This window comes from Sulfitobacter sp. 15WGC (assembly GCF_005068605.1).
Lineage (GTDB): Bacteria > Pseudomonadota > Alphaproteobacteria > Rhodobacterales > Rhodobacteraceae > Sulfitobacter > Sulfitobacter faviae.
Window position 1 is genome coordinate 12,031 of the sequence record NZ_SZNL01000026.1, and the last position, 18,307, is coordinate 30,337.

Below are 18,307 nucleotides of genomic sequence, written 5' to 3' on the forward strand. Positions count from 1 at the left end.
TTTTTTCCGGAGTTTTCTCATGCTCAGTTTACAGTCCTCCATCGCCCCGCTTGATTTTCACGGACCCGAAGATGAGCCCGGTCATGGCGATTCCGCAGTGATCAATGAAGTCGTCGACGCACCGGGGGGCGTATCTGCCTATTATACGATGGATGTTGGCGATACGTTCAACGGCACAATCAGTTCAACCATTGATGAAGATTGGGTCGCTATCGAACTCACTGCTGGGCAAAGCTATACCTTTTCTCTTAACGGCAACTCCCTCAGCGATCCTTACCTATGGCTTCATGGTTCCGACGGCTTGGTCGTCGCGTGGGATGATGACGGTGGACCAGGTCTTGATTCACTTATTAACTTCACAGCTAGCAGCAGCGGTACCTATTATCTTGTTGCAGATGCTTTTGGCACATCTACTGGTTCCTATACGCTGGAAACGTCGACTGTCGCGCCGCCAGAGCCGGTGGCCGTGGGGACGCTGGATGACATGGCTGACTTTCTGACCGATGGATATTGGCAATCCTCTGGCCGGTCAGGCCGCAGTTTTGACACCAGCAGCGACAATATCATCACCGTCAATATTAGCGGTCTGACAGCCGCAGGACAACAGCTTGCCCGTTGGGCATTTGAAGCGTGGGAACTTGTGGCCGATTTGGAATTCCAGGTCACCAGCAGCTACAGCGCCGATATGACCTTTCAAGATCACGAGTCAGGCGCCTATGCCTCGTCTTCGACCATTGGTAGCACGGTCCAATCCGCAACGGTGAATATTTCGACCAACTGGCTCAGCAGCTATGGTACCACAATCGATAGCTACTCTTTTGCCACTTACATCCACGAGATTGGCCATGCTTTGGGTCTGGGCCACCAAGGGGCCTATAACGGCAATGCCACCTATGGCACAGATGAGACTTTCTCGAATGACAGCTGGCAGCTGTCGGTGATGTCGTATTTCAATCAGAACGAAAATACGACAGTGAACGCAAGCTATGCTGCTGTCATCGGTGCCCAGATGGTCGACATCATTGCGATCCAGAACCTCTATGGCGCATCTAATGTTACCCAAGGTAACACCATCTGGGGTGAGGGCACCAACCTATCAGGGTACTTTTCCAACGCTTTGAGCAGTACCGGTAGCAGCTCAATCTATAGCGGACGGGCGATTAGCTTTACCATTTTTGACCGTGGCGGCACAGATCTGCTTGATTTAAGTTTTTCGACTACGGCTGATCGAATCGATCTGGCTGGTGGCAATTTCTCAGATGTAGGCGGACTGATCGGCAACCTTGGCATCGCGCGCGGCACCTTGATCGAGAACATCTCTGCAGGCTCGGGCGATGACACGATTTCAGGCAACTGGGCGGGAAATGAAGTCCGAGGTAATGGTGGTAACGATTTGATTCTTACAGGCGGTGGCTGGGACCAAGTCTGGGGCGGAGATGGCGAGGAAACCATCTACGGCGGCGACGGTAACGATACGCTTTATGGCGAGAATGGCGTTGACGGTGTTTATGGCGGCAGCGGCAACGATGTTATCTATGGCGGTGCGGGCAACGACACGGTGGGCGGCAGCGGCGGCAATGATCTTGTCTGGGGCGACGCGGGCGACGATCAAGTCTGGGGGGCTGCCGGACGTGACACCCTGCACGGCAATGACGGCCAAGACACGGTCGGCGGCGGCAACGGCAATGATCTTATGTATGGCGAACTTGGCAATGATATTCTTTGGGGCGGCGATGGTGACGACTCCATGTATGGCGGCACCGAAAACGACGAGCTGAGCGGCGGCGGCGGTGGCGACTATATGAATGGCGGCACCGGTAACGACACGCTTTGGGGTAGCTGGGCCAATGATGTGCTGGACGGTGGCAGCGGCAATGATCTGATCGGCGGCGGCAGCCAGAATGATTTGCTTTATGGGCGCGAGGGCGATGACACGCTGCGCGGCAGTTGGGGCAATGATACGCTGGTCGGCGGCGGCGGAGATGATGAACTCGATGCCGGTGTTGGGGCCGATACCTTTATCTTCTACGACAACTTTGGCCGCGATACGCTTACCGATTTCAGCATCGGCGAAGGCGACCGCCTGTGGATCGACGACGCAGTTTGGGGCGGCGGGTTGAACGCGCAGCAGGTGGTTGATCAGTTCCTTGTCACCATGTCGGATGGCAGCCTTGCGCTGCGCTTCTCGGCGGATGAACAGTTTATCTTGGACGGGATCACGACAAGCACCGGTCTTGCAGGGGTGATCGATATTCTCTGAGCGAGGATAGGAAAGCATCAAGACAGGCAGTGTTTAAACGCTGCCTGTCTTAGCTGGCAAAACTCGACAGGGTTAGCGGCGCACTGCGCAGGCCCTTGCCGGCGGGCAGCATGAATATGGCCATGTCATGGAGCGCCCAAGTGAAATCCTGCCGGGGCAGGGGCAGCACCAATGTGTGAAAACCGCCCTGACCAATGGCCCCATCATGTGCATCAAATGTACGTAGCAGAGGTTGTGGGCCTTCCCTCAGGTCGTCCTGCAATGCTGTATCCAAAAGCATCTCACCGTGCAGGCTACGCAGATAGGGCGTGCAGGGCGCACCGCTGACATTGGCCGCCATACCAAAGGTATCACCCGGCGCGAAATCCAAAACGCCTAAAGAGATGTTTAGCGCCAGCCACTCCGGCGCGCCGCTGATCCGTCCGGTTAGGTGGCACAGCTGGCCAGGGGGCGATTGTACCTCAAGGGCCACCGCGCCATTTTCATCGTCCCAACTGAAATAAATGCCATCGACCAAAGGTGACGTGTTAGAAGCCGGGCCTTCGTCGGTCTGCCCTAGGAGATGCGCCAAACTTCGCGCAGCAAGAAATACAGTTTGAGACACATCGGATCCGGCGTTGGAAGAGAAGGATGGGATTTAGATTCGTTGCTAGCACGGGCACGGAAAGCTTGTCGATGATCCAAGCCGTTGTCTGGACCTTGCCCGAAAGCTATGGTTTCACAGGCTTCATGCGCCGTCTGTCTTAGACTGGCCCTTTGCAGAGGAGCATCCCATGGCCCCGCCCTTGGAGCAAACCCCCTTGGCTGAGACTGAAGCGCGCAAGGAACTTCAGCGCCGGATGAAATTGGTCGAGGAGTCCGCACTGGCCCGACGCGCCCTGCACCTAGAACAAGAAATGCGCCAGCGCGAGGCAGTGCTGGCCCGTGCGCTGATGGATAGCCGCCGAGAGGGGGCCGCGATGGGTGCGGCCCTCGCCGAACGTGATGCCGCTGTAGCGGAACTGACAGAAGTTCAGAAGGCTTTGGCAGAAAGCCAAGCAAGCGTGCAGCATTTTAAAACTGAGCTTGACCAAATCCACTCCTCGCGCCTTTGGCGTTTTACGCGGTTTCTGTGCCGGAAGGAGCACTCATGACCGCACGGCTGTTTCTTGATGCGCAGCACGGGCTCTGCAACCGGTTGCGCGCTATGGCCTCAGGGGCCGCGATCGCCCGTGCAACGGGGCGTGAATTGGTGGTGATCTGGCAGGCAGATGCCCATTGCGATTGCCGCCTGTCCGATCTGATCGACTACACCGGCCCGGTAATCGAAGATGCACAGACCGCCGATCTATGCCGACATCTTGCGGCGCGGGTCTATAATTATATGGAGATTGAGCCGGGTTCACATTTCGACGAACCTATTCTGGCTGGGCAAGAGGCCGAGGCACTAGCTGGTCAGGACATCTACGTTCGCTCGGCTTATACGCTGGTCAGCTCTTTCAGACATCATGAAGACGAGCAGAGGTTTCTACGCGCTCTCGTGCCGGCGGATCCGGTATTGGAGCTGTTGGCGGGCGTGCGCCATCCCAATCAACTGGCGGTGCATGTGCGTATGGGCACCGGACCTGCTCATGACCATCTGGCTTGGGAGTCTCCTGAAAACTGGCCTGCCGAGCGTCACCGCGAATTAACCGAATGGCGTGCCCGCAGCCATGCGCGACATTTCATCGCCCGGATCGATCAGTTGATCGCCGCCGGAGAGGCGCAGACGATCTTCCTCGCCGCTGATCTGCCTGAGACCTATGCCGCCTTTGCCGAACGCTATGGCGACAGGGTCGCGGTCCTGCCACGGGCGCATTACGACCGTTCGGCGGTGCAACTACAATACGCATTGGCTGATCTCCTGCTGCTGACGGCGGCGGATCATTTTCTGGCCAGCACTTGGAGCTCCTTTTCGGATCTGGCCCAACGGCTCGCCCGCCCCGGCCGCGGATTTGAGCGCAGTGGGGAGAATTTTTGAAGCTGCGTAGGATGGCATGGGCCGGATTAATGTAAAGATTGTTACAATCTAAGCTGACAAACGCGGCCTGCATGAGCGTATATACCTATTTTCACAGAATTTCCTTGAGGTCCAAAACTATGAAAAGAGCACTGATCACCGGCGTAACGGGACAGGACGGATCTTATCTGGCGGAGTTCCTTCTGGAGAAGGGCTATGAAGTACATGGCATTAAACGCCGCGCCTCCTCCTTTAACACTCAACGCATCGACCACATCTACAAAGATCCGCATGTAGGCCACACCCGGTTTAAGCTGCATTACGGGGATCTGACCGACACGTCGAACCTCACCCGCATCCTAAGCGAAGTACGCCCCAACGAAGTCTATAATCTCGGCGCGCAGTCCCATGTGGCCGTGAGCTTTGAAGCCCCTGAATACACTGCCGATGTCGACGCCATTGGCACTTTGCGATTACTCGAAGCGATCCGCTTTTTGGGAATGGAAAAGACCACGCGGTTCTACCAGGCTTCGACCTCCGAGCTTTACGGACTTGTGCAGGAAACGCCTCAGACCGAAACGACACCGTTCCATCCACGCAGCCCCTATGCGGTGGCCAAAATGTATGCCTATTGGATCGCGGTAAACTACCGCGAAGCTTACGGCATGTTTGCTTGCAACGGCATTCTGTTCAATCACGAATCCCCCCGCCGCGGCGAGACTTTCGTGACCCGCAAGATTACCCGTGGTCTGGCCAATATTGCTCAAGGGTTGGAGCCTTGCCTTTACATGGGTAACATCGACAGCTTGCGCGATTGGGGCCATGCGAAAGACTATGTCCGAATGCAGTGGATGATGCTGCAACAAGACACGCCCGAAGACTTCGTAATCGCCACGGGCGTGCAATATTCGGTGCGCGAGTTCATCACTTGGACCGGTAAGGAGCTGGGCCTGACGCTGGAGTTCACCGGCGAAGGCATTGATGAAATCGCTACGGTCGCGGCAATCGAAGGTGCTATGGCGCCGGGTTTGAAGGTCGGTGATGTGGTGATGCGTATTGATCCGCGCTATTTCCGCCCGGCAGAAGTGGAAACACTGTTGGGTGACCCGGCCAAGGCCAAAAAGGTACTGGCCTGGGTGCCCGAGATCACTGCGCAGGAAATGTGTGCCGAGATGGTGGCCGAAGACCTGCGCACAGCGCGCCGACATGCGCTACTGAAAGAGCATGGCTATGCACTGCCGGTCAGCGTGGAGCAGGGCTAATATGCAAAGAATCTATATTGCAGGGCATCGCGGCATGGTCGGTGGTGCGATCCTGCGCCGGCTTGAGGCGCGGAAAGCGGCAGGCGAAGACCTTCAGTTGATTACCCGTACCCATGCGGAACTAAATTTAACGGATCAGGCTGCCGTGCGCGATTTTATGCAGGCCGAAAGGCCAGATGTCGTGATCCTTGCCGCGGCTAAGGTAGGAGGTATTTACGCCAATAACACCTATCCGGCGGACTTCATTTACGAGAATCTGATGATCGAATGTAACGTTATCCATCAGGCCTTTTCCGCAGGGGTGACCCGGCTGTTGCAACTCGGCTCAAGCTGCATCTATCCGCGCGAAGTAGCGCAGCCGATGAAGGAAGATGCGCTGCTGACCGGTGTGCTTGAACCCACTAACGAGCCCTATGCTGTCGCCAAAATCGCTGGGATTAAACTCTGTGAGAGCTATAACAGGCAGCATGGCACGGATTACCGTTCGGTTATGCCCACTAATCTCTATGGTCCCGGCGACAATTTCCATCCCGAGAACTCCCACGTGCTGCCCGCGCTAATTCGGCGGTTTCATGAGGCAGCTCAGGCGGGCAAGGATGAGGTGGAAATCTGGGGGTCAGGTAAGCCGCGGCGCGAGTTTTTGCATGTGGATGACATGGCCGAAGCGAGCCTATTCGTGCTCGGCCTTGACCCCAAAACCTATGCTGCCAACACCGAACCGATGCTGAGCCATATCAACGTAGGCACGGGGACCGATGTTTCAATCATGGAACTGGCGCAGATGGTGGTCAAGGTGACTGGTTTTCAGGGGCGTATTACCAATGATCTTAGCAAACCGGACGGTACCCTGCGCAAGATGATGGATGTGAGCCGTTTGGCGGATATGGGCTGGCGGGCGTCGATCGACCTCGAAAAAGGTCTACAGGAGACCTATGATTGGTTTATGAAAAACCAAAATACCATTCGCCACTGATCCGTATTTTCAAGGATACTTTATGCCTCATATTGTTCACCCTATTCTTCTTGCTGGCGGCTCTGGTACACGGTTGTGGCCACTTTCGCGCAAAAGCTATCCGAAGCAATTTGCCCAACTGATGGGCGATGAGAGCTTGTTTCAAGCCTCGGCCTTGCGGCTTTCGGGCGAAGGCTTTGCCGCGCCGGTGATCCTGACGGGGGCGGACTTCCGTTTCATCGTGACTGAGCAATTGGCCGCCGTGGAAATTGCGCCTGCGGGTATTTTGATCGAACCTGAAGGGCGCAATACGGCGCCTGCGATCCTTGCTGCTGCCCTAAACCTTGCGAGCCGGGCCCCCGAAGCGTTGATGCTAGTTGCGCCTTCGGACCATGTGATCCCGGATGCGGCAGGCTTCCGTGCGGCTGTACAAGGAGCGACCGAGGCCGCGCAGGCAGGTCAGCTAGTGACTTTTGGCATTTGGCCTGACCGGGCCGAAACTGGCTATGGCTGGCTGGAGATGAGCCAGGCACCTAGTGCAGATTTTGCGCCTGAGCCACAGCCTTTGAAGCGTTTTGTCGAAAAACCCGATAGTGCTTCTGCCCAAGCGATGCTTGAGGGTGGCCAGCACCTTTGGAACGCAGGTATTTTCCTCTTTTCAGTGCAGACTATCATCGCCGCTTTCGAGGTCCATGCCCCCGCGATGCTGGCACAGGTGCGCACGGCGGTTGATCACGCGGAACAGGATCTCGGCTTCACTCGTCTGGCGCCAGACGCTTGGGCGCAGGTCGAAGACATCTCGATCGACTACGCGGTGATGGAAAAGGCCGATAACCTGAGCGTTGTGCCCTACGGTGGTGTCTGGTCAGATTTGGGCGGCTGGGACGCTGTTTGGCGCGAGACGGGGCCGGATGAGGTCGGGGTGGTCACCACGGAGACATCCACCGCAATTGACTGTGAGAACACTTTACTGCGCGCCGACGATCCCCAGCAGCAATTGGTGGGCATAGGGCTGACTGACATTATCGCCGTAGCCATGCCGGATGCGGTGCTGGTGGCGCATAAAGACCGCGCACAAGACGTGAAGAAGGCCGTGGCCGCATTGAAGGCCAAAGGCGCAAAACAAGCAGAGACCCTCCCGCGTGACTATCGACCTTGGGGCTGGTTTGAGAGCCTCGTCGTGGGGTCACGTTTTCAGGTGAAGCGTATTGTCGTGCATCCCGGTGCCGCACTCAGCCTACAAAGCCACCACCACCGTGCGGAACACTGGATCGTGGTCGAGGGCACGGCGCAGGTAACCGTGGACGAAGAGGTGAAACTCGTGACCGAGAACCAATCGGTTTATATTCCCCTCGGCGCGACCCACCGGATGGAGAACCCCGGTAAGGTGCCCATGGTCTTGATCGAAGTGCAGACCGGCAGCTATCTTGGTGAAGATGACATCATTCGCTATAAGGATGTTTATGCGCGCGGGCAGGGGGCGAAGGGGTAATCTTATCAGCGTCTTTCGACACTAAAGGGGTGGGAGAGGTGGGACAGTCTGCCCACCTCTCGGCCTCTTTCAAGCAGTACATTGCCGTTAGCTTCGTGCCGCAACAAATCCCCGCGCGAAATCCAGCGCTTCGCGGATTGTTACATCCATATCTAGATAGCGATAGGTGCCAAGCCGCCCGAGGAAGCTCACCCCATCTTCCGCCGCCGCCAGCGCTTCATATTGGCCGAGTAGCACTTTCTCTTCCACTAGACGGATCGGGTAATAGGGGATATCATCTTCGCCACAGGCACGAGCGTATTCGCGGTAAAGCACTGAGCCGTCGTGGCCTTCCCAAGGGGCGAAATGCTTGTGCTCAGTGATCCGAGTCCAAGGCACCTCGGCATCGCCATAGTTCATCACAGCGCAGCCTTGGTAATCACCCTCATGGGTGAACCGCTCAAAATCCAACGTGCGGTAGCCAAGCCGCCCGAGCTTTGCATTGAAATAGCCATCCAAAGGCCCGGTCCAGATCATATGATCGGCACGGCCTGCCATATCTGCGCTGTAGGGCGTGTTAAGATGCACATCGATGCCGGAATGGTCGAGAATAGAAGCGACCATGGCGGTATAGCCAGACTCGGGCATGCCTTGGAACATATGGGCGAAGTAATTGTCGTCGTAGTTAAAGCGCAGCGGCAGGCGTTTGAGAATCGATGCTGGCAGGTCGCGCGGCGAACAGCCCCATTGTTTCTCCGTATAGCCTTTGAAAAAGGCCTCATAGAGTGCAGGGCCTACAAAACGCAGCGCCTGTTCTTCGAAGCTTTGCGGGTCCGTAATGGTACGGTCAGCTTGTGTTTCTTCAATGAAGGCGCGGGCCTCTTCGGGGCGAAAGGTCTTGCCGAAGAATTGGTTGATCGTATGTAGATTCACCGGCAAGGAGTAGACGGCCCCGGCTACGGTGCTTTTGACCCGGTTGCGGTAGGGTCGAAAGCGCGCGAAGCTATTAACGTAATCCCAGACTTCGACATCATCAGTATGGAAAATATGCGGACCATAGTGATGCACCATGACCCCGGTTTGATCACAGCGTGCAGTATGGCAATTACCGGCGAGATGGCCGCGGCTTTCCACCACGGTCACCTTATGCCCTGCTTCGGCCAATGTTCGCGCGGTAACGGCGCCGGACAGGCCGGCACCGGCAATGAATATGTGCATACAAGAAAACCTATTGTGACGTTTACCTTGCCATAAACTAGAAAAAATTTATAGTAAATTTATTTACTTTATGAAACTGGTATTTTATGGAAAGCGGAATGTTTGTCCGAATGTATTTTATTTTGCGGTTTCTGCACTCGAAAGTAATGTTTTGTCTAGAATAGATTATTTCATATTTAGGGGGAAGTTAGTATGGATATAATCTACGATAGCGAAGATATAATCGCCATTTATAATTCCGGTGATCATAGCTATGGCAGCATTATTCACTTTTCTGGTGCTTTGGTAAGCCAGGGGCAGATTCCTCCATGGGCTAAATCAGTGTTCTCCAAATGGCCCGGAGATACGATACTGATTTCGCCAAAAAATAAAAAGTACTTTGCTCCAACATTGGTAGAATCATTATTCTTACAGCTTCCTAAACTTAGAAAACCGATTATAGTTTTGGGAAGTAGTATGGGGGCTTATGCTGCACTAAAGTACAGTAGAAAAATAAACGCTGATGCAACTCTAGCATTCTCTCCACAATACGCAATAAGCCCGCATGAGGCGCCTTTTGATAAAAGACGTCATGCTTTCTACAACGCGAATATACATGGTAACATGGCAGTAAAAAGCTCTGATGTTTCGGGGCGGGTGTCGGTATTCTACGATCCTGATATTGCATTGGACAAACTTCACGCAGAGGAAATTCTTAAAAAGGTTCGGACAGCGCACATCATACCGGTGATATATTCCGGTCATGATCTGTTTCGGATATTTCACGATCAGGGCAGCATGGTCGGCGCGATTGAAGAAGTTTTGAAAGGTTCGGAAAGGATTCAAAGCCAGTACATCAGAAACGTCAAAAAAAAATCCCTCAACTATTTTGTTAATTTGTCGCAATCTCTGGCGTATCGAAAGAAATTTTCGTTGGCATCAAAAGTTATCGATAAGGCTTTTGATGAATTTGGCAAAAGGCGCCCATTATACTTTTGTAGGTCTCGAGTTCTGGAAGCTAAAGGCGATTTAGAGGGTGCATTTCGAGACTTTCTTCTTGGTTTCAATATGTCCTCTTATAATCCCAATCACGAAGATATTGCATTCGGAAAAAAACTGGCTTCCCATTTAGGTTTGGGAGAAGAGGCACTAAAGCTTGCTGAGTTGACCGTAAAGGTTAGTCCATTTCAGCCAGAATATCATATTGCGTTTATTTCTGAATTATTAGCGCAAAAAAAAGTACAAGGCTGCAGAAATGGCTATTTCCGATGCTTTACAAAGGTTCCCCACTAACCCACGTCTTTTGAATATTCTAAAAATAAATAGATAATGGCGTAAACGCCGGTCGATACCTCTTGTTTGGTGCGGCTAGCAGCACCTCATGACGTGCTTTGGGGGGGGTAATCCCCCCGTTTTTGCGGGGACTTGGTCGTAGAATTTACGCGGCCATTCTCAGTTTCTGGGCGGGGGTCATTCCGCCGCTGCCCATGTTTGGGCGCTCGTTGTTGTAAGACCAGAGCCACTCGGTGGCAATCTTCTGGGCCTCTTCAATGCTTTCGAAAATGTATAAGTCCAGCCATTCGTGCCGGACCGTCCGGTTGTAGCGCTCGACATAAGCGTTCTGCTGCGGTTTCCCCGGCTGTATGTGGGCCAAGGCGATGCCCTTGTTTTCGGCCCATTCCATGAGAGTGCTGCTGATGTATTCCGGGCCGTTGTCGACTCGTATGGTTCGAGGCGCACCACGCCATTCGATGATCTGGTTCAGCGCCCTGACGACACGTTCCGCGGGTAGCGAGAAGTCGACCTCGATACCCAGCCCTTCACGGTTGAAGTCGTCCAGGACATTCAGCAGCCGGAACTGGCGACCGTCCCCGAGGCGATCTGCCATGAAGTCCATGGACCAGACTTCGCTCGGCTGTTCTGGCACGACCAACTCGTCGGGCTTCTCCCGTTTCAGCCGTTTGCGCGGCTTGATCCTGAGGTTCAGCTCCAGCTCGCGGTAGATCCGGTAGACCTGCTAGTGGTTCCAGCCATGGCCCTGGACATTGCGCAGGTAGAGAAAGCATAGGCCGAAGCCCCAGGTCTTCTTCGCCTTCGTCAGCCCGAGCAGCAGGTCGGCGATCTGCTCGTTCTCATCGTACAGCTTCGGGCTGTATCGGTAGCAGGTTTCGCTACATCAAATGCCCGGCACGCCAGCGCGATGCTGACGCCCTTCATCGCCACCGCTTTCACGGCCAACTCTCGGCGTTGAGCTGGCCGCTTCATTTTTTTCCGAGCGCCTCCTTCAGCAGGTCGTTTTGCATGCTGACATCAGCAAACATACGCTTCAGGCGGCGGTTCTCCTCGGCCATCGCCTTCATCTCGCTGATCAGGCTCGCATCCATACCGCCATACTTCGCCCGCCATTTGTAAAGCGTGGCACTGCTCATGCCATGTTCACGGCACAACTCGGCAGCAGGAACGCCGCCTTCCATCTGGCGCAGTACGCCCATGATCTGGGCCTCGGTAAAACGTGTCTTCTTCATCGGAATCTCCTCGTTCATCCTGCCGAGAAAATTCTACTTCCGCATCCCCTTAACATCGGGGGGGGATTACCCCCGTCACACTGTCATCCCCTGTCACGGCGACACTCCCTCCCTCGAGCATCAATCTACGCCAACGATACAACAGATTTGGGGCCACGCCATTACGACGAGCAACGGCGGAAACGCTATCCCCGTCATAGAGGGTCTCTTCAACGATCCGCAGCTTTTCAGCCGCAGACCAGCGTCGACGGCGTCCACAATCAGTAATGATTTCCATCTCCGACATAAGCACGTGCTTAAGGCTATCCTTAAGCCTCCTTGGTCACTCCAAGGTGTCCGGTCGAAATGGGGGCCAGTTCACACTCTCGACAACGATTTCACCCTATACTGTGCTACCGTGACATTACTTGAAGAAATTTAGCGAACAAATGTCCAGTTTTGTTAACATTTTGGTGCGACCAATTTCTCTGTGACTGAACAATCTTGATGAATGTTTTAATTTACACAAGTATATAATATATATAGATAATTATACCATAAACCGTAATGCGATTATGCTGTTTTCTATTTATTTTTGCGTTGTAGGTGGATTCTATGTCATTTACGGAAAGCTCATATAAAAATGGATGTTTTGCCTAAGCTTCTGCATCATCTTGGTTGTCTAATCGCCGACCCACAGTCAAGCTTTTGATGCTAGAAAACAGTGGGCGTTGAAACGCCCTACAATGCCTTTCCCATTTCCACTCTTCGTTCAGCCGTTCTCAGCGTCACGTAGCCAGCAAGGTCGTGCGTATGTCCGGGGCATGGTTGTCTCCGCAGTCGACACTGGGCCGCTGCATTCCGGGTTCCGCAGGTGAGACCATCCTGTGTTCTGCGCGCAGTCCATAACAGCTGCAGCCAAGCACTTCGGATTAGCCTGACCTCCGTCCACGACAGGGACGCCTCCTCGCATCTACCTATGACGCGCTGAGTTCGGTGTGCGAAGTCCTTTCCTTAGGCGACGACTTCGCGAGTCGGGATGAATTCTTGGCCGGTTCTAAGCATGGAATGCATGATGACGGCGAGTTTACGGGCAACGGCCACCGCCGCGCGCTTGAACCCAATGCGTTCCCTCAACTGAAGGCCCCAGGTTTTGAGATCACTAACGGTATCTGCCCGTGTCCTCGTAAGTAGCGAGGTCGCGGCCTCGTAGAGAAGCCCGCGAAGCCGATGATCTCCCCGGCGCGAAATGTGGCCGTCGAAGTCTACCTCCCCGGATTGGTAGCGGCGTGTGGTAAGGCCGAGCCACGCTCCCACAGACCTTGATCTCGGGAAATTTTTCGGGTTTTCGATGGCGGCCACATAGGAGATCGCCGTGATCGCCCCGATGCCAGGTATCGTCATCAGCAGACGAGTGCTTGGGCTGTGGCGCGCCGCATGTCGGAGTTGACGATTGAGTGCGGATACACGTTTGCGTATCGCGCGCCAAGTCTCGAGTAGCGGCAAAATGATCTGTGCCAACTCGACATACCCCTCCAGCAGTCTCTCTACGTTTGCTTCAAACACGGAACCTTTGCTCTTGGGGACGACCAGGCCGAATGTCTTCATCAGGCCACGGATCAGGTTGGTCAACTGTGTTGTCATGGACAGGAGCTGCGTACGAGCTGCCACCAAAGACCGGATCAGCATCGACTCGAAAGACTTGACCCTGACGGCCTTGTAGAAGCCGGTTTCGGCAAGTCTGGCCAACCCTTCGGCATCGTTTGCGTCGGTCTTGTTCAACGTCTCGCCCAGGATCTTCTGCGCGTGACGTGCCTCAATGCAGATCGCTGGAAGCCCCTCCCCCTTCAAGACATGAAAGAACCAAGTGGCAAGGGGGCCGGTCTCGAACACAACGGACTGGGGTTCCGGAGCATGTTTGCGTACTGTCTGTGCAATAGACGCAGGATCCGAGCGGCATTTTCCACGCCATATTCGATGGCCGTCTTCCCGGATGGCAATGGCAGTGTCCTTCAACGAAACGTCGAGCCCAATATGCTGACCCATTCTCAGTCTCCATCAGTTGCTTCAAACAAGACCCCTTTTGGGGTCACGCTCTGGATCATACCGAAGGAAAGACATTCCGATGCCATGACGGGCCACGGTCGAAGCAGGGCGATTACCCCATGTTCTGTGGGCTACCCATCATACCATTCCAGCATTTGGCTCTGTTTTCATGCTTGAGGGCGGCTGTGACTTCGGGGAAGTTAGCGCAGCCAGGGTACCACTCACATCCTGGGCAAGCGCCGATAGCCCTTAAAAAGCATGGATGTGCGGCGCCTGCAGCGGCATCATCAATTTCCTTGACCTTGATCCCGTAACGCCAATTGTCGCTAAAGTCGTAAACGTAATGGATGGTCCTAGCGCTGATATCTTCCAGCACATCCAGCAGGTTGGATGTGCTGGCGGGAGCTATGTCTGTACTTAACGATTGGAATGAGCTATTAGGGGATCAAACGTGCGATAATTATCTCTGCGGCTTCTTCCGCAGTGATTTCTGTCGTGTCTATGTGAAGCTCCGGGGTCTCTGGGTGCTCATAAGGCGAGTCGATACCTGTGAAGTTCTTCAATTGCCCCGCCCGTGCCTTGGCATAAAGCCCTTTGACATCACGTTGCTCAGCCACCTCAAGCGGTGTGTCGATGAAAACCTCAATGAACTCACCGGGTTGCATAATATTGCGCACCATGTCTCGTTCTGATCGGAACGGCGAAATAAATGCGGTAATCACAATTAGTCCGGCATCGGTCATAAGCTTCGCTACTTCGCCAATGCGGCGGATGTTCTCAACCCGGTCGGCTTCCGTAAAGCCAAGATCTTTGTTCAAACCGTGACGTACATTGTCGCCATCCAGCAAAAAGGTGTGACGGTTCATTCGCGCCAACCGCTTCTCGATAATATTTGCAATTGTGGATTTGCCCGACCCAGACAGACCTGTCAGCCAAAGCACGGCAGGTTCTTGGTGCTTCATTGAAGCATGGTGTTCGCGCCCGATGTCGGTCGCCTGCCAGTGGATGTTATGGGCGCGGCGCAGGGCAAAGTGGATCATACCAGCTGCAACCGTTTGATGAGTGAGCTTGTCAATCAAGATAAAACCACCCAAATCGCGGTTTTCGGCATAGCTGGAAAATGGTATTTCGCGGTCGGTGGTGATGTTGGTCACGCCGATTGCGTTCAGGTCCAATGTCTTGGCCGCAAGGTGTTCTTGGGTGTTGACGTTAATTTCGTATTTCGGGGCCTGCGCTGTGGCCGACACGGTTTGAGTTCCTATCTTCAGCCAATAGGCTCGCCCGGCGACCAGTTCGTCCTCGTCTAGCCAGACCAGTTTAGTTTCGAACTGGTCAGCCACCTCAAGCGGCGACTGCGCAGCGACAATGACCTGACCGCGAGAACAATCGATTTCATCGCCCAGGGTCAGCGTAACGGATTCTCCTGCGACAGCCTCGTCGCGATCGCCTTCTAGGCTGACAATGCGCGAGATCGTTGACGTTTTGCCCGACGGCAATACGCGTACTGGATCACCCGGTTTCACGGTGCCACCTGCTATCAGACCGGCAAAACCGCGGAAATCCAGATTGGGCCGGTTGACCCATTGAACGGGCATGCGGAATGGGCCGCTCTGATCGCCGTTGGCCTTGACCTCGACCGTTTCAAGGTAGGGCAGAAGAGGGCTGCCAGTATACCACCTGGTATTTTCGCTTGGTCCGGTGATGTTGTCGCCCTTAAATCCGGAAATCGGCATTGCGGTGAAATCCGCAATGCCGATGCTGTCAGCAAAGGCGCGGTATTCAGAAACGATGCGGTTAAAGGTGGACTCGTCATAATTCACGAGGTCCATTTTGTTTACGGCCAGCACGATGTTGCGGATGCCCAGCAGATGTACCAGATGGCTATGCCGGCGGGTCTGGGTTAGGATCCCCTTGCGCGCGTCGATCAGGATAACCGCCAGGTCGGCGGTCGAGGCACCGGTGACCATGTTGCGGGTATACTGCTCGTGACCGGGGGTGTCGGCTACAATGAACTTGCGCTTTTCGGTCGCGAAAAAACGATACGCTACGTCGATGGTGATGCCTTGCTCGCGTTCGGCAGCGAGGCCATCGACCAGCAGTGAAAAGTCGATATCCTCTCCTTGGGTGCCAACACGTTTGCTGTCGGCCTCAAGAGCTGCAAGCTGATCTTCAAATATCATTTTACTGTCATAGAGCAGCCGCCCTATCAGCGTGGATTTCCCATCGTCGACAGAGCCGCAGGTAATAAAGCGGAGCATCGTCTTGTGCTGGTGTATCTTCAAATAAGCGTCGATGTTCTCGGAAACGAGGGATTCTGTTTTATAAATGTTGTCTGTGATGATCATGCGGTGGATACCTGAATGCTTGAACTGAGTTGGGAAATGCGAAGCGGTTAGAAGTAGCCTTCCTGCTTCTTCTTCTCCATCGAAGCGGCCTGATCGTGGTCGATGGCCCGCCCCTGACGTTCCGATGTGGTTGTCAGCAGCATCTCTTGGATAACTTCAGGCAAGGTCGTCGCGGTGCTTTCGATCGCGCCCGTTAGCGGATAGCAGCCCAAGGTGCGGAACCGGATCGAACGTATCTGCGGTGTTTCGCCATCTCTTAGCGGGAAGCGGTCGTCATCCACCATCAGGATCATACCATCACGCTCTACAGTGGGGCGGGGGGCAGACATATACAGCGGAACGATTTCGATATTTTCAAGGTGGATGTACTGCCAGATGTCTAGTTCCGTCCAATTCGAGATTGGAAAAACCCGCACGCTTTCCCCCTTAGCCTTGTGGGCGTTGTATAAGCGCCAAAGTTCGGGGCGCTGGTTTTTCGGGTCCCAGCGGTGATTGGCCGAGCGGAAAGAGAATACTCGCTCCTTGGCGCGTGATTTTTCCTCGTCGCGGCGGGCCCCCCCAAAGGCTACGTCAAAGCCGTGCTTGTCGAGCGCCTGTTTCAGACCTTCGGTCTTCCACATATCTGTATGCACAGAGCCATGGTCGAACGGATTAATGCACTTTTCCTGCGCTTCGGGGTTCTGATGGACCAGCAATTTCATGCCTGCGTCTTGTGCCGCCTTGTCGCGCAACGCGTACATTTCACGGAACTTCCACGTTGTATCGACGTGCAGCAATGGAAATGGAGGGGGCGCTGGATAGAATGCTTTTTTGGCCAGATGCAGCATGACAGCGCTGTCCTTGCCGACGCTGTATAGCATGACGGGATTTTCTGACTCGGCGGCAACTTCGCGCAGGATGTGAATGCTTTCCGACTCTAGGCGCTGCAAATGGGTCAATGTCTTGGTTGTCATAAGGATCACTTTCAAAACTTGTTGATAGTGACCTAGTCTTGCGTCTCACTCAAAACACCCCCCATATGGGAGGTAGCGTGGCAGGTGGAGGCTTCATGTCTAGCGAAACCGAGATTTTGACAGCACTTTTCGCGGCTGCCATGGGTGACGGCGAAGGCAATTCCTCGACGCTTTGGCCAGATTTTCTGGACCTTTTAGCACAGGGCAGCCACGCCGAAAGCGCGCTATTGAAGGTTCAGTGGCAGAGCGAGTCGCCTGTGCTCTGGAAGGTGGGTGCCAACTGGAGTGCGCCGGACCTAGCAACGATAGTGCGTATGCGGGCCGGTCGGGTCTATTCCACGGTCGATCTGCCTGCTGACGAGAACTTCGATGCCGATGCGCCGGGTCGTGCCGTGCGGGCACTGAAGGTGATAATCGGCCAGGAGGGAGTGGCATTGTTAATGCTGCAACGCGAGGGGGCAGATTTTCGAGCGACGGACGCGTTGCGATTATCCATCCTGGCTCCTTACATTGGCCTAGCCCTGAAGGGGTGGAAAAAACTTGAGCAAAGTCGCAGCATCGCGGCGTTGGACAGTCAGATGTGTCGCGATCTAGGCGCGGGGTGGATCGTGTTTTCACGATCTGGAAAGGTGCAGCAGATGGCTCCTGGGATGGCCGACGCGCTAGCAGCAACGGCAGGTTTGTACTTGCGCGCTGACAGAAGGTTATTCGCGCCCGATGATAACACTGCCGAAGCACTTCGCCGGGGCATAGCGGCGGCCACATTGCACGAACGAGATGTGCAATTCGTCGAATTGTCGCGAGCACCCTCGGTGCAAATGGTCATCCGCGCAGAATGTTTGGCAGGCGAGAAAGTTCTGGTGGGGCGACTGCGCCAAAGTTTAGCCACGCGCGATATTCCTGAGGCCCAACTCGCCCATCGCTTTGGCCTCAGCCGCAGTGAGGCGCGTTTAGCGGCCCATCTCTGTGACGGTTTCAGCTTGTGGGACGCGGCGCAAGCGCTTGGCTGGACGCTGGAAACGACCCGGAGCTGTTCCAAACAAATTTACGCCAAAACTGGAGCCAAGGGGCAAACGGACGTTTTGCGTCGAATACTTCTAGATATCATTTGGGTCGCCTGAACGGCTCCCATACCGATTTCTCTCATTAGATAAACTACTGTTTTCTAACAAGAGTCGCACTTGAAGGTAACGCGCGCCCGGCTACATAAGCTGTAAACACCATTCAGAAATGTCACTGGGTTTGCAAAGCAGGAATGTCACTACTGGGCGCGACGGTAGCAAGGCTTTGCAGCCCGGAGACCCCACATATCGAAGGGCCGAAAAGCCTTGCGGGGATT

Annotated in this window: 13 protein-coding genes and 3 pseudogenes; 8 read left to right on the forward strand and 8 right to left on the reverse strand. The window is 54.6% G+C overall.

Features of this window, described 5'->3' with window-relative positions; all coding sequences use genetic code 11:
* Positions 1-19 precede the first annotated feature (19 nt).
* Positions 20-2,260 carry a M10 family metallopeptidase C-terminal domain-containing protein gene (locus tag FCK22_RS16345; RefSeq protein WP_136720634.1) on the forward strand — a complete coding sequence of 747 codons (2,241 nt, stop codon included), beginning with the start codon at positions 20-22 and terminating at the stop codon, positions 2,258-2,260.
* 49 nt (positions 2,261-2,309) lie between these two features.
* On the opposite strand, the gene FCK22_RS16350 is transcribed toward FCK22_RS16345, so the two are convergent.
* Complete coding sequence (locus tag FCK22_RS16350; protein WP_136720635.1) at positions 2,310-2,777, reverse strand: hypothetical protein; 468 nt, start codon at positions 2,775-2,777, stop codon at positions 2,310-2,312.
* Between the two features lie 256 nt (positions 2,778-3,033).
* On the opposite strand from FCK22_RS16350, the gene FCK22_RS16355 reads away from it, so the two are divergent.
* From FCK22_RS16355 to FCK22_RS16375, 5 genes are all read left to right on the forward strand, one after another.
* Positions 3,034-3,393, forward strand: a complete 360-nt coding sequence (locus tag FCK22_RS16355; RefSeq protein ID WP_211243581.1) for a hypothetical protein — start codon at positions 3,034-3,036, stop codon at positions 3,391-3,393.
* A complete protein-coding gene (locus FCK22_RS16360; RefSeq protein ID WP_136720637.1) occupies positions 3,390-4,259 on the forward strand; it encodes a hypothetical protein in 870 nt (289 codons plus the stop codon). Before FCK22_RS16355 ends, FCK22_RS16360 begins: the two co-directional genes overlap by 4 nt.
* A gap of 119 nt (positions 4,260-4,378) precedes the next feature.
* The gene (gene gmd / locus FCK22_RS16365; protein ID WP_136720638.1) at positions 4,379-5,500 is read left to right on the forward strand and encodes a GDP-mannose 4,6-dehydratase; all 1,122 of its coding nucleotides are present in this window, start codon (positions 4,379-4,381) and stop codon (positions 5,498-5,500) included.
* A 1-nt stretch (position 5,501) separates the two neighbouring features.
* The gene (locus FCK22_RS16370; protein WP_136720639.1) at positions 5,502-6,473 is read left to right on the forward strand and encodes a GDP-L-fucose synthase; all 972 of its coding nucleotides are present in this window, start codon (positions 5,502-5,504) and stop codon (positions 6,471-6,473) included.
* A 22-nt stretch (positions 6,474-6,495) separates the two neighbouring features.
* Positions 6,496-7,944, forward strand: coding sequence for a mannose-1-phosphate guanylyltransferase/mannose-6-phosphate isomerase (locus FCK22_RS16375; RefSeq protein WP_136720640.1), 1,449 nt, complete (start codon positions 6,496-6,498; stop codon positions 7,942-7,944).
* Between the two features lie 87 nt (positions 7,945-8,031).
* Here the strand turns inward: FCK22_RS16375 and glf are convergent, their stop codons facing one another.
* Complete coding sequence (glf, locus tag FCK22_RS16380; protein WP_136720641.1) at positions 8,032-9,141, reverse strand: UDP-galactopyranose mutase; 1,110 nt, start codon at positions 9,139-9,141, stop codon at positions 8,032-8,034.
* A 192-nt stretch (positions 9,142-9,333) separates the two neighbouring features.
* Between glf and FCK22_RS16385 the strand changes: the two genes are divergently transcribed.
* Entirely contained in the window at positions 9,334-10,413 is a 1,080-nt protein-coding gene (locus FCK22_RS16385) for a hypothetical protein (RefSeq protein WP_136720642.1), read from the forward strand.
* A 145-nt stretch (positions 10,414-10,558) separates the two neighbouring features.
* Here FCK22_RS16385 and FCK22_RS16390 read toward each other — a convergent pair.
* The 6 genes and pseudogenes from FCK22_RS16390 to cysD all read right to left on the reverse strand — a co-directional run bounded on the left by FCK22_RS16390 (position 10,559) and on the right by cysD (position 16,968).
* Positions 10,559-11,645: pseudogene (locus tag FCK22_RS16390) on the reverse strand (IS3 family transposase).
* A 73-nt stretch (positions 11,646-11,718) separates the two neighbouring features.
* Positions 11,719-11,931, reverse strand: a pseudogene (locus tag FCK22_RS16395) (transposase); the annotation flags it as partial.
* Positions 11,932-12,638: 707 nt separating this feature from the next.
* Positions 12,639-13,670 (reverse strand): IS110 family transposase, encoded by a 1,032-nt coding sequence (locus tag FCK22_RS16400; protein WP_136720643.1) that lies wholly within the window; start codon positions 13,668-13,670, stop codon positions 12,639-12,641.
* Positions 13,671-13,782: 112 nt separating this feature from the next.
* Positions 13,783-14,082 (reverse strand): annotated as a pseudogene (locus FCK22_RS16405) (plasmid pRiA4b ORF-3 family protein); the annotation flags it as partial.
* 25 nt (positions 14,083-14,107) lie between these two features.
* The gene (gene cysN / locus FCK22_RS16410; protein WP_136720644.1) at positions 14,108-16,015 is read right to left on the reverse strand and encodes a sulfate adenylyltransferase subunit CysN; all 1,908 of its coding nucleotides are present in this window, start codon (positions 16,013-16,015) and stop codon (positions 14,108-14,110) included.
* 47 nt (positions 16,016-16,062) lie between these two features.
* Positions 16,063-16,968 carry a sulfate adenylyltransferase subunit CysD gene (cysD, locus tag FCK22_RS16415; protein ID WP_136720645.1) on the reverse strand — a complete coding sequence of 302 codons (906 nt, stop codon included), beginning with the start codon at positions 16,966-16,968 and terminating at the stop codon, positions 16,063-16,065.
* Positions 16,969-17,063: 95 nt separating this feature from the next.
* Between cysD and FCK22_RS16420 the strand changes: the two genes are divergently transcribed.
* Positions 17,064-18,089 carry a hypothetical protein gene (locus FCK22_RS16420; RefSeq protein WP_136720646.1) on the forward strand — a complete coding sequence of 342 codons (1,026 nt, stop codon included), beginning with the start codon at positions 17,064-17,066 and terminating at the stop codon, positions 18,087-18,089.
* Positions 18,090-18,307: the final 218 nt, after the last annotated feature.

What these genes read in the sequence shown, in the direction of transcription:
- FCK22_RS16345 (WP_136720634.1), top strand. Translation starts at nt 20, where the DNA reads ATGCTCAGTTTACAGTCCTCCATCGCCCCGCTTGATTTTCACGGACCC.
- FCK22_RS16355 (WP_211243581.1), top strand. Translation starts at nt 3,034, where the DNA reads ATGGCCCCGCCCTTGGAGCAAACCCCCTTGGCTGAGACTGAAGCGCGC.
- FCK22_RS16360 (WP_136720637.1), top strand. Translation starts at nt 3,390, where the DNA reads ATGACCGCACGGCTGTTTCTTGATGCGCAGCACGGGCTCTGCAACCGG.
- gmd (WP_136720638.1), top strand. Translation starts at nt 4,379, where the DNA reads ATGAAAAGAGCACTGATCACCGGCGTAACGGGACAGGACGGATCTTAT.
- FCK22_RS16370 (WP_136720639.1), top strand. Translation starts at nt 5,502, where the DNA reads ATGCAAAGAATCTATATTGCAGGGCATCGCGGCATGGTCGGTGGTGCG.
- FCK22_RS16375 (WP_136720640.1), top strand. Translation starts at nt 6,496, where the DNA reads ATGCCTCATATTGTTCACCCTATTCTTCTTGCTGGCGGCTCTGGTACA.
- glf (WP_136720641.1), bottom strand. Translation starts at nt 9,141, where the DNA reads ATGCACATATTCATTGCCGGTGCCGGCCTGTCCGGCGCCGTTACCGCG.
- FCK22_RS16385 (WP_136720642.1), top strand. Translation starts at nt 9,334, where the DNA reads ATGGATATAATCTACGATAGCGAAGATATAATCGCCATTTATAATTCC.
- FCK22_RS16400 (WP_136720643.1), bottom strand. Translation starts at nt 13,670, where the DNA reads ATGGGTCAGCATATTGGGCTCGACGTTTCGTTGAAGGACACTGCCATT.
- cysN (WP_136720644.1), bottom strand. Translation starts at nt 16,015, where the DNA reads ATGATCATCACAGACAACATTTATAAAACAGAATCCCTCGTTTCCGAG.
- cysD (WP_136720645.1), bottom strand. Translation starts at nt 16,968, where the DNA reads ATGACAACCAAGACATTGACCCATTTGCAGCGCCTAGAGTCGGAAAGC.
- FCK22_RS16420 (WP_136720646.1), top strand. Translation starts at nt 17,064, where the DNA reads ATGTCTAGCGAAACCGAGATTTTGACAGCACTTTTCGCGGCTGCCATG.